Annotated in this window: 11 protein-coding genes; 8 read left to right on the top strand and 3 right to left on the bottom strand. The window is 50.4% G+C overall.

The window, feature by feature from the left end; all coding sequences use genetic code 11:
- Positions 1 to 29: 29 nt before the first annotated feature.
- Together ACQ6WK_RS09305 and ACQ6WK_RS09300 are read left to right on the top strand one after the other, a co-directional pair.
- Complete coding sequence (locus tag ACQ6WK_RS09305) at positions 30 to 1,730, top strand: LptF/LptG family permease (protein ID WP_432797109.1); 1,701 nt, start codon at positions 30 to 32, stop codon at positions 1,728 to 1,730.
- 48 nt (positions 1,731 to 1,778) lie between these two features.
- Positions 1,779 to 3,056 (top strand): LptF/LptG family permease, encoded by a 1,278-nt coding sequence (locus ACQ6WK_RS09300; RefSeq protein ID WP_432797108.1) that lies wholly within the window; start codon positions 1,779 to 1,781, stop codon positions 3,054 to 3,056.
- A 75-nt stretch (positions 3,057 to 3,131) separates the two neighbouring features.
- On the opposite strand, the gene ACQ6WK_RS09295 is transcribed toward ACQ6WK_RS09300, so the two are convergent.
- Together ACQ6WK_RS09295 and ACQ6WK_RS09290 are read right to left on the bottom strand one after the other, a co-directional pair.
- Positions 3,132 to 4,736: an ArnT family glycosyltransferase gene (locus ACQ6WK_RS09295; protein ID WP_432797107.1), complete on the bottom strand. Its 1,605-nt coding sequence runs from the start codon at positions 4,734 to 4,736 to the stop codon at positions 3,132 to 3,134.
- 62 nt (positions 4,737 to 4,798) lie between these two features.
- Positions 4,799 to 5,266 (bottom strand): hypothetical protein, encoded by a 468-nt coding sequence (locus ACQ6WK_RS09290; RefSeq protein WP_432797106.1) that lies wholly within the window; start codon positions 5,264 to 5,266, stop codon positions 4,799 to 4,801.
- 303 nt (positions 5,267 to 5,569) lie between these two features.
- Between ACQ6WK_RS09290 and trpA the strand changes: the two genes are divergently transcribed.
- From trpA to ACQ6WK_RS09260, 6 genes are all read left to right on the top strand, one after another.
- Entirely contained in the window at positions 5,570 to 6,391 is an 822-nt protein-coding gene (gene trpA / locus ACQ6WK_RS09285) for a tryptophan synthase subunit alpha (protein WP_432797105.1), read from the top strand.
- Positions 6,392 to 6,619: 228 nt separating this feature from the next.
- Positions 6,620 to 6,928 (top strand): hypothetical protein, encoded by a 309-nt coding sequence (locus ACQ6WK_RS09280; RefSeq protein WP_432797104.1) that lies wholly within the window; start codon positions 6,620 to 6,622, stop codon positions 6,926 to 6,928.
- Between the two features lie 30 nt (positions 6,929 to 6,958).
- On the top strand, positions 6,959 to 9,454 hold the full coding sequence (locus tag ACQ6WK_RS09275; RefSeq protein ID WP_432797103.1) for a tetratricopeptide repeat protein: 2,496 nt from the start codon (positions 6,959 to 6,961) through the stop codon (positions 9,452 to 9,454).
- A 244-nt stretch (positions 9,455 to 9,698) separates the two neighbouring features.
- Positions 9,699 to 9,986 carry a FeoA family protein gene (locus ACQ6WK_RS09270; RefSeq protein WP_432797102.1) on the top strand — a complete coding sequence of 96 codons (288 nt, stop codon included), beginning with the start codon at positions 9,699 to 9,701 and terminating at the stop codon, positions 9,984 to 9,986.
- A gap of 50 nt (positions 9,987 to 10,036) precedes the next feature.
- Entirely contained in the window at positions 10,037 to 12,085 is a 2,049-nt protein-coding gene (feoB, locus tag ACQ6WK_RS09265) for a ferrous iron transport protein B (protein WP_432797101.1), read from the top strand.
- A gap of 202 nt (positions 12,086 to 12,287) precedes the next feature.
- The gene (locus tag ACQ6WK_RS09260; protein WP_432797100.1) at positions 12,288 to 12,992 is read left to right on the top strand and encodes an HAD family hydrolase; all 705 of its coding nucleotides are present in this window, start codon (positions 12,288 to 12,290) and stop codon (positions 12,990 to 12,992) included.
- Positions 12,993 to 13,022: 30 nt separating this feature from the next.
- Here ACQ6WK_RS09260 and ACQ6WK_RS09255 read toward each other — a convergent pair whose 3' ends face one another.
- Positions 13,023 to 14,375 (bottom strand): hypothetical protein, encoded by a 1,353-nt coding sequence (locus ACQ6WK_RS09255; RefSeq protein WP_432797099.1) that lies wholly within the window; start codon positions 14,373 to 14,375, stop codon positions 13,023 to 13,025.
- Between the last annotated feature and the right edge of the window lie 107 nt (positions 14,376 to 14,482).

Raw genomic sequence — 14,482 nt, 5'->3', positions numbered from 1 at the left:
ATTGGTGAGCTGGTGAGCAGCAATCAAAGATGCCCTGGACAATCTATCGATACATCTTGAAGGAATTGTTGAAGCTGCTGGTCGCATCCGTGTTGGTGTTGATGTTGGTGATCAGTTTTGCTGCAGCAATCAAGCCGCTGAGTGACGGGCAGCTAACGCCGATTTTGTTTGGCAAATTTGTGTTTTTGACAGCGCCGACGATGTTGAATTTTGCGTTGCCGTTTGCGGGGGCGTTTGCGAGTACGCTGGTGTTCATTCGTTTAGTACAAGACAACGAGATCACCGCATGTAGCGCGAGTGGGATGAGCTATCGGACAATTTTGTTGCCGGTGATGGGGCTGGGGTTGGTGTTGACGATGGGTTTGTTTGGCTTGTCGAACTTTGTTATCCCAAGTTTTTTCAAACAGGCGGAGAAAACGATCCAGCAGGATTTGATCACAGGGCTTGTGAACAATCTGAATGAGAACCGTCCGTTTGTATATGGTAACTATGCGGTTTATGCCGACAGCGCCGAAGAGATGCCGCTTCCGCCGTTTAATCCAGAGTCAGACTATCAGCCGACCAAGCATATTGAGCTCAAGGGGATCGCAATCAGCGAATTTACCCGGGACGGCGTGCAGAAGAACACGTCGACAGCCAAGGAAGCGGATATTCTGATCTTTGATGATCCTGTGACGGACGATTCGTTTGTACAGATTGATCTTGAGAACGCGGTTTATAATGATCCGCTTACGCAGCGACTGATGTACACGAGTGGTGTGCTTCCGATGAAGCCGATCTTGATGCAGAATTACTTTCGAGATAAGCCGAAGTTTTTGTCATGGCCAGAGCTTCATCAGTTAGAGCAGAAGCCTGAGCGATTTGAAGATATTGCGCGGCGAAAATTGGATTTGGGTAAAGCGATGGCGGGTGCGAAGCTGCGTGGGATGATGATGGCAGCGACTGAGGGGATGGGGCCTGGGCAAGTCGTTCGGCTTGTTGATTATCAATTGGACGATGCGATGGCGTACACGATTCAAGCGCCCGCTTTTGATGAGCACAGAGGTGATCTGGTTCTCATGGGAGACGGGATGTATCCGGTGGTGGTAACCGAGGAAAATCCAGATACGGGAATTTATGTTCGATATGAAACGCAAACTGCAGTGGTGAAGATTTCTCGCAATGATGATGATCCCGCATATCCGATTGTAGAGATGACGTTGGGGGATGAAGAAGATGGCGTGCAAATTTACAGCAGTGCGGAGGACATGCAGGGCGTTACGCGGAAGCTGTACGACAATTTACCGCGGATGATTTGGCCGAGCCCACTGTTGGATCAATCGGTAAAAGACATGCCGATGACAGAGATGATGTCGATGGTACGTGATGGCGGCTATTTGTCAGTACCAAGTGTAGCAGGTGCGTATGCGGGCGTGAGTAAAGGGCTCACGAAGCTGGCTCACCGGATCAAAGGCCATCTGCACGAGCGCGCAGCCGCGGCAATTGCAACGAGCTTACTGCTGCTACTTGGAGCGCTACTCAGTATGGTGTTTAAACATCAGATGCCGCTCGTGGTTTATTTCTGGAGTTTTCTGCTGGCCATTTTGAGTATCATCATCATGAACAGTGGGCAAAATATGGCGGGGCGGACCGAGGTGCCGCTCGCAATCAGTTTGAGTTTGTTGTGGAGTGGCAATCTTGTATTACTGATTGTGGCAAGTGTCGTGTATTGCCGATTGGCGAGGAACTAATATTGAGAATGACCGTTGCGGATGACCGCATAAAATGATCATGATTTTATGAAGACATTGAGCTACTACATCATCAAGCAATTTTTGATCAACTTCGTGATCCTACTCGCGGTGTTGATGTTGCTGTTTGTGTTGGTGGATTTGATCATCGACATGGATGATTTTGTGAAGGCGGGGGCGAACTGGGCAGCACAGCGGAATGTGGCGAGCGTTGCGGCAGCGAGAGATTTACCCGCCAGTGAATTAACACGATTGCTGGATACCAATGCAGGTGATGCTGCGTTTGCAAATACGCTTGGAATTTCAGTTGAAGACGTAGGCGTAATTAAGCAGGCGGTAGAACCCGGCACGGTGATGAGTGTTGTCGGTACTGCATGGCACATTATTGATTACTATGCGCCGATTATGCTTTTGATTTACGTTTTCTTTAGCGGCTTGATTGTGACCGCTGCGATGGGCTTTACGTTCAGTGCACTGCTGCGGACGCGCGAGCTTTCAGCCATGATTTCGAGTGGGATTAGCTTGTACCGAGTGGCGATGCCAATTGTGATTGTGGGTGGGATTTTAAGTTTGATCAATTTGCCGATTCAGGAATATGCGGTGCCCGCACTTGCGTCGAAGATCACACGAGACAAGCTGGATCTGAAGCGAAACAAGAAGCGTGACGTGCGGGTGGAATTTGTGCGTGATGGCGCAGGGAATCTCATCAGTGCAGGGAACTTTATGCGAGAGAAAGACCCGGCGCAGCTTGAGAATATGACGATACTCGTACGTGATGAAGAAGGATTGGCACGGACACAGATTCGCGCAACCACGGGTGTATGGGATGAAAATGAAGGTGGGTGGCGGCTCATTCAGGGGCAAGCGTTTTCGCCGCCAATGATGGGTGTTGAGGGCGTTGATTTGTTACAGGGGCCAGTATCGTTTTTTAAGACGGAATTGACACCGCGTGTGTTGCATTTGCGACAGACGAGCTTGTTTAAGATGTTGCTGTCGATCGATCAGTTGGAAGCGATGCAAGCGAACCCCGCGATCAGCTTGAAGGACAAAGGGGGGATTACACAGATCATTTGGAGCCGATTTAGTTTGGTGGTGCTCAATGTGCTAGTGTTGGTGATGGGACTGCCGTATTTTTTGTTGCGTGTGCCAAAGAATATGTTGATGCAGGGGTTGAAGGCTGCCGGATTGTGTGTGGGCGCTTGGGCGGGTGGGATCATGGTCTTGCAGGCGGGTGCGAGTTTCTTGCCGCCAATCAGTGCGGCGTGGTTTCCGGTGATTGTGTACTTGCCGGTGAGCGCGTGGTTGCTCCATACGATCAAAACATAATTCATATTTCATGGAGCTGGAAAACGAACGCAGCGTGGGCTGTGTTTTTTTATGCCCGGCTTTGTGAAGATAGGATCATTCCACGGGGGCAGAGATGGCTTTGGGTGATGGGGCGGGATGATTGATGATGTCGATGCCAAGGGTGAGATTAGCTCGTTCATGTGTGGTAGGGGTGTAGTATTTGGTGGCTGTTAGTGTGAGCTGTGGCTTGAGTGGTAATTGCAGTGCGAAATCTTGATGAGCGATTTCATCGAGTGGGGCAGGCAAATTTTGTGATCGATCAATGTCCCAGACCAAGAGTGTGGGAAGTGCTGGGTTGATGGGGTTATGTGGGAGATTAGGTGAGATGACTTGAGCGTGGGGCAAGGCGAGCTTGAGGTTACCTGCAATGCGACGATCGGCTGCAATGATTTGCGGAAGATCAAGTTTCTGGGTGATAAGCTTCGTCGCGATCTTTGGGAATGGATCGTTACGCCTGGAAGGTTTGCCGATGATCGGGGAGAGAATCGGTTGAAGGGGCAGAAGAATTAGCACCACCACAGCGGCAATGCCTGAGATGGTCATGAAAAGATTTTGCCGGTGATTAGAAAGTTTGGGCGTGATGAGTAATGCGAGGTAAAGGGGGATGATGTAGTAGAGGGGTTGGAGCCAACGGTCTTTGAGTGATGTGCCGCCAGTGATGGCGAAGAGAATCGCCGCGATGAGAATGATGTAGATAATTGAGATGGCAAGGAAGCGTTTAAGAGTGCGGGTGACGATTTGTGATTCAGTGAGTTGGCTGTCTTCTTCCTCCTCCTCTTCTTCTTCGTATTCATATTCTTCGTCGTAGGCGGCTTCATTTTCTTCGAGGTCATCAGCAGGATTAGAGCCAATGACACAGATGACTGCGACGATCAGCAGTGGTGCGAGAAAAGCAAGAGAGTTGGTCAGCAGCGAAAGAAGACCTTTGCCAAGCGCGGGAAGGCCGATGGTTTGAATGTTGAAGTCGGAAACACCTTTGGCGACTTCTTTTTGGTGTTGCATGATGGCATAGATTTGAAAGCCAAGGATAATAAGGAACGGGATGAGTGTGAGAAAGAATTTTTTGTTGAACAGTTGGCGGCGAAAAGACGGGATGCTGAGTGCGGCAAAAAGGAAGGCAAGTAGCGGGAACACATAGTTGTATTTGGATAGTAGGCCAGCAGAGAAAGCAAGCCCAAGTAATAGATAATCGATCGGCCACTGTTTTTGGTAGATGCGAATTAGGAGATAGACCGTAAGAGCGGTGATGGTGGTCACGAGGACTGAATGGGTGAGGTCTCGCTGTGATTCCCAAAGGTATTGTGGGATGAGGAAGAGGGAGAGGGCCGCGATGGTTGCGGTTAATGTGGAGTCGGAAATGCGCTTGACCGTACTGTAGGCAAGAAGGAACGTACTAGCGAGCAATGCAAGCTTGAGTGCGATGAGTGAAAAGACTGAGGGGGACAGTAGGTCGAAGATCAGTTTTTGTAGCCAAGTGTAGAGCGGGGGTTGTGATGCGTAGGTCCACCGGAAGGGAAGCTGAGTCATGATGACTTGTTCAGCTTCATCCATCTCAAGTGTTGGTGACGAAGCTAATCTAAACAGGCAAGCGAGGATGAAATAGAACACGAGCAAGAAAGGGATGCGCTCAAGAAATTGTTCGCGTGGTGATTCATCCATGAGATAAGGATATCAGCCTACCCAGAAGACAGAAAGTATGCATTATTTTTTGGTTTATGTGGTCAGAGTGTTGACCACCAGGATGCGAGAGATCGTTTGAGATAATCGCCGATATAGGCTGCAGGTGTGAGTTCTTCAACGGTGGGTGCGGCGCCTTTGATGTTGGAAAGAACCCAAGCACCAACAGAATTGACACGGGGGTGGCCACGTTCTTCCTGTGCATGAATGAACATCAGCAAGTGTGAAAGTAATTCCGGGCCATGGCTGTCGAGCTTGCCGAGCATCTTCGCGATGATGCTGTAAAAGGATTGAAAATCGCGGTCTCGCATGCGGTTTTCAAGTTCGATGACGGCAGTACCAACAGATGCGACAAGAACCATGCGGTCCCAGACGTCGATTTGGCGTTTATGTTCGAGGTCTGCAACGAGTTGTGAATACTGAGCGATGTCTTCGAACGAAGTGACGACAATCGATTCACAAGAGCGGACCAGAATTTCAGCTTTCTTTTTATATTTAGACGTACCGATCATGAAACTGTGCACTACCCCGTGTGGTCAGAAAATAAGTTCGAGCTAGATATAAGTCGCCCCTGCGGAGACATGGTCTGTCTACATTATCGGCAAATTCCACAGTGGATACAGAGAAAATATGACACAACCGAGAGATGATCATCAGATGAAACCATCTGCTCACCAGTTTAGCGGCCATTATATCAGCAACAGGAGCCTGTTGCGGTGGAAATTGCTATCGAGGAGGTGAATGGTAAGCGGGTATCTGTGCCAGAATCTGATGGCGAGATTGAAGCGATTGCCCACGGGGTTTAGACTGTGGCGATGAATCGAATTGAAAGCATTTTTGAGAATTTACGGGCAAGTCGCAGTGGTGATGGAAGCGGTGGGCGGGCGCTGATGCCGTATGTAACAGTGGGTGATCCTGATCTGGAAACGACAACGCGTTTGCTGCCGGTGATGGAGCGGGCGGGGGCGCGGATTTGTGAGCTTGGGATTCCGTTTAGCGATCCGATTGCAGATGGGCCGGTAATCGAGAGTTCAATGCACTATGCGCTATCGCATGGTGTGAAGTTGAAGCAGATTTTTGAAATGATCAAACGGGTCCGTGCGGAGGTCGAGTTGGGGCTGGTGGGGATGCTTTCGTATTCAATCGTGCATCGTTATGGGGAAGATGCGTTTATTGCGGATGCGAAGGATGCAGGGCTAGACGGGTTTATTGTGCCGGACTTGATGGTGGAGGAGAGTGCAGATTTTGCAGCAAAGGTAAAGGATGCGGGATTGATCATGAGTATGTTGATCAGCCCGACGACGGAAATTGAACGAGCAAAAGAAATCGCGCAGCAGAGCAGTGGTTTTGTGTATGTGTTAGCTCGTGCGGGAATTACCGGCGAGCAGAAGGAGATGCCTGCGGAATTGGGTGCACGGATCGCTGCACTGCGTGAGGCAACGGATTTGCCGATTGCAGTCGGGTTTGGGATCTCGAATGCGGATCATGTGCGGACAGTGGTGAGTGAGGCGGATGCTGCGATTGTGGGGTCGGCTCTTGTTCGGCGGATCGGCGAGCATCGCAATGAGGGTAGCGATGCAGTGGTAGCGGCTGTTGAAGAGTTTACTTCTGAGCTAGCCAGTGGGTTGTCGACCTGATACAGCTATAGATGTGGCGAGCAGGGTGAATCTATCATAAAAACGGTAAGAAATGCGAGCGGTCTGAGCCGCAAGTGCTATTATATGTCCAGAGCAGCGTGTTGTTTGGACGGGTTGCTACAAACCTAGTTACTTGAATGAGTTGAAGCATTTGATGTAAGGGGTAAGCCAGGAGAATCATCGTCTGATAACCAGCGCTAGCGTGGTGGCGCGGATCGGGGAATGCCGATGCGAGTATTGCAGGGACTGCGAATCATCAAGATTAGCTTTGGGGGTGTATGGGCGGTGGGGCTGTTGATCTTTGGGTTCTGGCTCTGGCGGCAGGATCTTGGCTTATTATTTGGTGAGGTAGATAGTCGGGTGGGGAAAGTGCTTTCTTTGTGGGTGATTGCTGGGGGTGAGTTTGTGCTGATGTGGCTTGTGGCCGATGATATCTGTCCCAAGGCCTCAGTCGGCGTGACAGGATTTATGAAGCTGCTTGCGATGAGCCTGTTTTGGCTGTCAGGAGCGGCAGGGATTTGGATGATGGCCAGTTAGGAACATGACGTTTCAAATGGGGAGAGGATGATGAAAGGATCAGGATCTGTGAAGCATCGGACGAAATGGATCAATATCGTCAGCCTGTCAGTGATGGCAGTGTTGCTGTGTGTGGGTACGACACAAGGACAGGATGAAGACGCAGCCAGCGCGGCGGATACGACGAGTGTGAATGACTGGGAACGTCCTGAACGATTGATGGCGACGCAGCTGGTGCAGTACGCCAAGGTGACGTTGGCCGGTTATGGTGAGCCGCGAGAGGATCAAATCCTGCGGACCCGTATCTTGCTGGACCAGGCACTTTCACTATACGACGGCGACGCTAGTGTCTGGCAGATGCGTGGTGAGCTTGCTGCACTCGAAGGCGATCAGAAGAAAGAGCTTGAGTGCTTGCGACGTTATGTGGCACTTGAGCCAAACGATGATGTGGCACAATACAAGCTGATTCTTGCGCTGATTGATCAGTCGCAGACGCTTGATGGACGTTTGGAAAAGATTGAGCGCATTTTGAAAAGCGAGCGAGGACAGGGTTTTAGTGAACCACTCCGTAGCCGATTGGCTGTGTATGCTTCAACTGCAGCGAATGAGATTGGTGATCAGCGTAAAAGTTTGATGTGGCTTAAAGAAGCTGCGAATCTTGATCCATCGAACCCGGAAGCAGCAAGACTGATTGTGCAGCAAGCTAACAAGATGGGCGGGCAACTGTTACACGTTGGTTCTGCGGCTGTTTCATTGGTTCGAGCCTTACCATTTGAAGCTGAAGCACGATGGCATTTGGCAGAGATCTTAATCGGCCAAGGTGTGTTTACCCGTGCAAGCCATCAGTTTGAGATGGCCGCTTTGGTAGATGTCAATCCGCCGGACGAAAAGCGTGTGCAGATGTGGGCTACAGCTCTTGCCTGTAGTGGTGAATACGACAAAGCGCTTGCGGTTTTGAGTGATTACCAGCGTTGGCTGACAGTACAAAAACAATATGAAAAAGCGAGAGAGCTTGCAGAGCAGGGCGAGCAGCTTGGTGCGCTGCCGCGTGTAGATGAGGTGCCATTACCGATTGAATTGATCACAACGCAGCTTGCGGTCATGCAAGCCTTGCCGGATACAGAAGTCGAGGAGCGACGCAAACGGGCTTTCGCCAGTGTGCAAGCGCAACTCAACACTCAGATGGAAGAAGGCGACAAGCTTGCCAAACTCGAACTGCTTTGGATCAGTGCTTTGTTCGGTTTCAACCTGGATGATGTTAAAGTTCAACTTGCAGATTACGATATTAATGAAGATGCGGTACGGTTGACACGCGGCTTCATCGCGTATCACGAAAATGATTATGACACCGCTCGTGCGATGTTTGTACCGCTCGAAGGTAAAGACCCTTGGGCGACCTATGGTGCGGCATTGGTAGAAGCCAGCCGTATGAAGCGTGTGCAACTCTTACAGCAAGTGGTATATCGCGGATCATTGGTTACCATCACGTTAGCAGTGGAAAAACTGCATGAGCTTGGTGCGGATGTGAAACCGACCAGTGCCGGCGATTCGATACGCCGTTTGATGGATCGCTATCCGTCACGTTTATGGAAGGTTGACCCATCGGTGGATCCGTGGTTGCGGATGAAGATGAGTTTTGAAAAGCCGCGTTTCTCATTTCTTGAACCGCTTGTTTTGAATATTCAGCTTGAAAGCCAAGCTCCGTTGGAGTTTGCACTCAACACACCGGGTGCACTGCCGACACATACCGTGCTAGTGACAAGTGCGACGATTCTTGGTGCAGATATTGGTCCATTCGCGCCAGACGTGGCAGATTTATATCGTCGTCTGAATCTGAAACCGGGTGAGTCGGTTGATACGAACGTGCGGCTGGATTATTCGATTTTTGGGTTACTCGCAGTGAGTAATCCGATGAACACGATCATCTTCAATGTGACAGGATTGCTTGACGCGATCAGCACGCCACAGGGGACGCTTGATACCGGCCTGCTTGGTTTTAAAGAAACGTTGTACGCTGAGCAGATCTTAGGTGTGTCGTTGTCGCAGGAAACGCTCGACATGCTCTATGCCGATATGGCGGGCAATAACATGTTTAAACGTTGGCGGGCTCTAGCGTATCTGCTTTCGGTTGCGAAGAGTATGCCGCGTGATGTGGAATTTGATCGCAATGCAGCCTTGGACAAGATTGCTGATCTTGTGAACGAGAATTACCGAGATTGGGATGCGCTTACGCAAGCTTGGGTCGTGCGATACATTCCGGGTGTTGAGGCGAAGAAAGCTCACGAGATGTATCAGCGATCGATCGATCAGGCCCAACGAAGCGATGATGTTCTGACCAAGTTGATGTATCTGACGGTACAGATTGATGATGCCAGCAACCCAGTGCTCAAGTCAGCCTTGCGAGATGAAAACCCGACAGTCAGCACTTATGCGAAGGCGGTTGAAACGGCACTTGAAGAGATGGCCAAGATGAAAGCAGAGGCAGAAGCCGCCGCCGCTGAACAGAAAGCCCAGCCCGGTGTCGGTACTTTCAATATTGCTAAGTGATGTTGAATCTCCATAAATGATGTAACCACGAGCCCGGCCTATATGCCGGGTTTTTTCATGGAGAGGTATCGCATATGTCTCGTGTGGCAAACTGTTCTGGGAACGAGATCAAAAATGAGGGTATTTGGGGTCCTGCGCGGTTGCAAAGACCAAACGATCTCCATATATTATGAGATCGTTTCTCAATATCTCCATATGATGGGTGGCGGGAGATTTGCAGGTGGGGGTCTTGGAGCGTGATCTGATGAGCCGAATGCCAGTTGAATTTGCGAAGGATGAGTTGCCTTTTGAGGGTGAGCATCCGGTCCCGATTGCCCACCTCCATGCCCGGCAGGTGGCCCAAGTTAAGCTGATTGAAGCTGATGATGATGACACGGCGCGTTTGAAGGCGCTGGGGATATGTCAGGGCCGGCGGGTGCAATTGGTTCAGTCCGGTGACCCGTTAATTGTAAAAGTTCTCGGCGCACGGATTGGTGTAAGTGCCCGTCTTGCCGCTAATGTGATTGTTGAGCCTTGTTGTCGTAAGTGCTAGTGGGTGTTGTGTCCTGATCAAACCTTGGTGCCCTGATTAAGGAAGCGCGTGTGAGTTCTGTATCTTTACCAGTCATCGACGAGCAGCCTGGAGGCGACGGTAACAATCGGCGGCCGCAACTCCCAACCATTGCACTGGTGGGCAACCCAAACGCAGGCAAAACGACGCTGTTTAATCAGCTTTCAGGTCTGCGTGCGAAGACTGCCAATTTTGCAGGCACCACCGTCGATCATCGTATCGTTAAACTTCGTCTCGATGGCGGCAGTGTCGATCTTATTGACTTGCCAGGTTTGTATAGCCTTGATGCGACCAGCCCGGACGAGCGTGTGGCGCGAGATGTCATTCTTGGTGACATGAACGGCACGGCGAAGCCTGATGCTGTGCTGTTGGTGCTTGATGCGACACAACTTGAACGCAATCTTTATCTTGCTGGCCGCGTGCTTGAGCTTGAGCGTCCGACTGTGGTCGCGCTGAATATGTGGGACTTGGCGAAGAAGCTCGGTAAGGGTATTGATCTTGCGGAGCTTGAAAAAGAGCTCGGTGTGGTTGTAGTACCAGTTAGCGCCAGAACCGGTGAAGGGATTGATAAACTTAAAGATGCGATGGACCATGCGTTGGATCATGTACAGCCGGTGAAAGAACCCGAGCGTTTGACCAAGTGCAGCAGTTGTGTTGAATGTCCGTATGCTGGCCGGTTTGATTGGGCGGAAGAGGTTTCAGATAAAGTCGGTGCGAACAGTGGTGCTCATACCCACGGCCCGATGACTGAAGCGATCGACCGTATCCTTACGCACCCAGTCGTGGGTGTGGTGAGCTTCTTTGCAGTCATGTCTGCGATCTTCATGATGATCTTCTGGCTAGCGGCCTTTCCGATGGACTGGATCGAAATCGGATTCGGGATGGCTGGTGATCTCGTCGGTCAATACATCGAAAATGAAGACTTGCATAGTCTCATCGTCAACGGTGTCATTGGTGGTGTGGGTGGTGTGCTGGTGTTCTTGCCGCAGATTGTGATCTTGTTCTTCTTCCTCACATTGCTTGAAGATACGGGCTACATGGCGCGTGCAGCGTTTGTGATGGACCGTTTGATGCGGCGTGTTGGTTTGCCTGGCCGCGCATTTGTACCGATGCTCAGTGCACATGCTTGTGCGATTCCCGCGATCATGGCCAGCCGCGTGATTGAAGACAAACGTGATCGTCTGGTGACGATGTTGGTCTTGCCGCTGATGACATGTTCGGCGCGTATTCCGGTGTATGTGATGCTGATTGCTTTGCTCTTTGGTGGCAGTGCAATCCTCTCTGGTTTAGCCTTTACCGGCGCGTATTCGCTCGGTATTGTCATGGCACTCGTCATGGCGTTTCTGTTTAAGCGAACGATCCTCCCTGGTGAAACCCGACCACTCGTAATTGAATTGCCGTCATACAAGATGCCTAGCCTAAAGACCGCGTGTCTGATGACGTATGACCGGGCAAAGATGTTCGTGAAAAAGGCCGGTACGATCATTCTTCTGATCTCAATCGTGTTGTGGGCAGCGTCGACGTATCCAAAGATGCCTGACGACGGCATGAGCACCGCGGGGCAAGCAAAGATCGCTCAACTTGAGCAACAGATGGTTGAGCAACCTGATAACGCCGATGCGATTCAAATCCAGATTGATAACCTGACTAGTCGTGAAGAATTGGCATATTCATTTGCGGGGCAGGTTGGCAAAGCGGTTGAGCCGATCTTCCGGCCACTTGGCTTTGACTGGCAGATCAATGTCGGTGTGGTAAGTTCGTTTGCCGCCCGTGAGGTGATCGTGTCGACCTTAGCGATCGTATATGGCGTGGGTGAAGAAGTTGCAGAAGATTCTGGCAAGTTCACCGAGGTGCTTCGCAATCAAATGACGCCAGAGGGCACGCCCGTGTTTACAACAGCGACGTGCTTTAGCTTACTGGTGTTCTACGTGCTGGCTATGCAGTGTTTGCCGACCCAGGCAGTGACGAAACGCGAGTCAGGCGGCTGGAAGTGGGCTGTTTTCCAGTTGGGATATATGTCGGTCTTGGCTTATACGATGGCACTGCTGGTGTATCAGATCGTTTCGTTATCTGGCTGGTAATGCCAGGGCAATGGGTGGGGCTATAACTGAATTCAACATGAAGCTGCATGTAAGTGCAGTTTTTTTGTGGCAGATTGTGAAGAACAAACATCACTGTATGGTGTTGCCCTTGCCTCACCAGCCGTCAAAAATGTTGTATGATTGAATCGATGCGCTTTGTGTTGTTGTTTGCTGGTGTGGTATTGAGCTAAATGGGATATCGATGAAACATACATTGTTGCTGTTTGATATTGATGGAACAATCCTCGACGCTAAGGGCGCCGGAGGTAAAGCATGGAGTCGGACCGCTAAAGCGCAGTTTGGCAATGATTATTGTATGCGCAAGGTGAAATTTGCCGGCAATATCGATGCCGTGATTTACCGAGAAGCGGCAGAGCATAATGGCATTGATGATCATGAAGAAAAACATCGCCACTTTAAGCACGCCTATTTGGAAGTGTTGGCTGAGGAATTGATGCAGCATGATGTGCAGATGTGCCCGGGTATTGATGTTTTGATTCGGCGTTTGCATGAACATGCCTCTGGGGGTGACGCGATCATGTTGGGACTGCTAACTGGCAACTATGGCGGTGGTGCAGCGCTTAAACTCAAGCGTGTGGGGATTGATCCGGATTGGTTTCGTGTGCAAGCGTTTGGCGATGAGGGACAAGTGCGTGCAGATTTGACCGCGCGGGCTATGAAGATGTATACGGCATTGACGGACGAGGATGCTCAGCCGGGACGAGTGATTGTGATCGGGGATACGCCGAAGGATATCGAGTGTGCCAAGGCGCATGGGTGTGTATCGTTTGCGGTGGCGACCGGCCCGTTTGATCGGGATGTTCTTTTGGAAGCGGGGGCAGATGTTGTCGTGGATGATTTGCAAGATCCCACACCGCTGCTCGATCTGATCGATAGTGTGAGTTAAAGGATCTGTTTGGGTAGCAATTAGACTTGCTTATTGGAGTGATGCGATGGGGATTTGCGTGATACCGATCATTTCTTTTCCGATGCTGTAAGTGATCCAAAGATTATCACCAACAATGACGGCATGTGGATACTGTGGCCCACTGAGTGTTTTACTTTTGCCAAGCCCAGGATATGTGTGTATTGCAGCTTGGTAGACTAGCCACGTGCGATCGAAAGTGTAGCCATCGTTTGAAACAGTGATGTAAAAATGTTGCCGCTCGCGATCATTGCCAAGAATCCACACACGCCCATCGGGCAGTTCGCCTGCGATTGGAGAAGCATCGCCAAAGAGATTGGTGCGAATGGCTGGAGGGTAGGGGGTTTGTTTGTCAGATACGCTGGCAGCGTAGTACTGGCCATGCTTGATGAGATTATCTCGAATAACAACCCATGAACCATCTGGGCGCTGGAACTCGGTTTGATGTGCGAGGCCACTGGAGCCATCTTTGGTCAGGTGGCTCGTGCCGGAGCGATAGTTTGGAATGCGGCGTTTTGTACGGATCGCGTGGCGTAGCTGTGTTGGGTTTAGGTTGGAATCTGAGATAGATTTGGGGTTTTGGTATGAACCAGCCAGCGGCGGAACTGTTTTAAATCGGCCAGTACTAACTTCAATCTTACTTGCCAACGGCTTGGTGGTGTAGATCGGTGAGTTGGGCGCGATGGTGCTCCCTTCAATTGTCCATGACTGATAGTAATGCAGGCCCAAATCGCGCTGAATATCGAATCGCATGCCAGTTTTGCGGTTGCGTCCATCGCTGTATTTTGCTGTGGGAACAGGAATAGAGCATCGGCCATGATAAGCGATGTCGTTAGTCCATCCGTCATAGGCAAGGATTTTGCCGCCATAAAAAAGTTTGTTGCTTGAGACAAACAAACCGCCGCGAGCATAAGCGCCATCAATCATAGTAGCATTATGTTTCTCATGGCGACGAGCCATAGGGATTGGCGATTCAGCAAGCGTGATGAGTGTTTCATTACCGCCCCAGTTGACGGACGTACGGTCTTCGTTGAGCGTGCCGACTTTCGCGATCATGCGTTGTCCCGGCCCGTTCTCATCTTGCAGGTGATTGGTCCATGTGACGATGATTTTGTCACGAAAGACAATGATTTCAGGATGATGATTGTACATGCCTGCTTGCAGGGGAAGTGGTGCGCTCGGTGTGGGTGTTGCTTGGATCGGATGATAGATGATCTGATGTTCGGTGCCGGGAAGTAATGGCAAGCCGAGACCAGCTTTGTTGGTATCGAAGGTTTCTGGGGGTAGCCATCTGACTGACGGTTGTGCCGTTGCAGTGATGCAGAGTGTGATCAGGCTGATAAAGCTAGCAATTAATGGATTCATGACGGTTCGTACTTTGTAATGATTGTGTTGGATATTTGTTGCGTACAAAGCAACGGATATTTTTATGAAATTTGTTAACAATAATTCAGGAGTAAAGATGGGGTCGT

The sequence above is a fragment of the Poriferisphaera sp. WC338 genome, from assembly GCF_050931845.1.
Lineage (GTDB): Bacteria > Planctomycetota > Phycisphaerae > Phycisphaerales > Phycisphaeraceae > Poriferisphaera.
This window is presented reverse-complemented; position numbering and strand designations above follow the sequence as displayed.

Coding starts and splice junctions, on each gene's coding strand:
- ACQ6WK_RS09305 (WP_432797109.1), top strand. CDS start 30: ATGCCCTGGACAATCTATCGATACATCTTGAAGGAATTGTTGAAGCTG.
- ACQ6WK_RS09300 (WP_432797108.1), top strand. CDS start 1,779: ATGAAGACATTGAGCTACTACATCATCAAGCAATTTTTGATCAACTTC.
- ACQ6WK_RS09295 (WP_432797107.1), bottom strand. CDS start 4,736: ATGGATGAATCACCACGCGAACAATTTCTTGAGCGCATCCCTTTCTTG.
- ACQ6WK_RS09290 (WP_432797106.1), bottom strand. CDS start 5,266: ATGATCGGTACGTCTAAATATAAAAAGAAAGCTGAAATTCTGGTCCGC.
- trpA (WP_432797105.1), top strand. CDS start 5,570: ATGAATCGAATTGAAAGCATTTTTGAGAATTTACGGGCAAGTCGCAGT.
- ACQ6WK_RS09280 (WP_432797104.1), top strand. CDS start 6,620: ATGCGAGTATTGCAGGGACTGCGAATCATCAAGATTAGCTTTGGGGGT.
- ACQ6WK_RS09275 (WP_432797103.1), top strand. CDS start 6,959: ATGAAAGGATCAGGATCTGTGAAGCATCGGACGAAATGGATCAATATC.
- ACQ6WK_RS09270 (WP_432797102.1), top strand. CDS start 9,699: ATGAGCCGAATGCCAGTTGAATTTGCGAAGGATGAGTTGCCTTTTGAG.
- ACQ6WK_RS09260 (WP_432797100.1), top strand. CDS start 12,288: ATGAAACATACATTGTTGCTGTTTGATATTGATGGAACAATCCTCGAC.
- ACQ6WK_RS09255 (WP_432797099.1), bottom strand. CDS start 14,375: ATGAATCCATTAATTGCTAGCTTTATCAGCCTGATCACACTCTGCATC.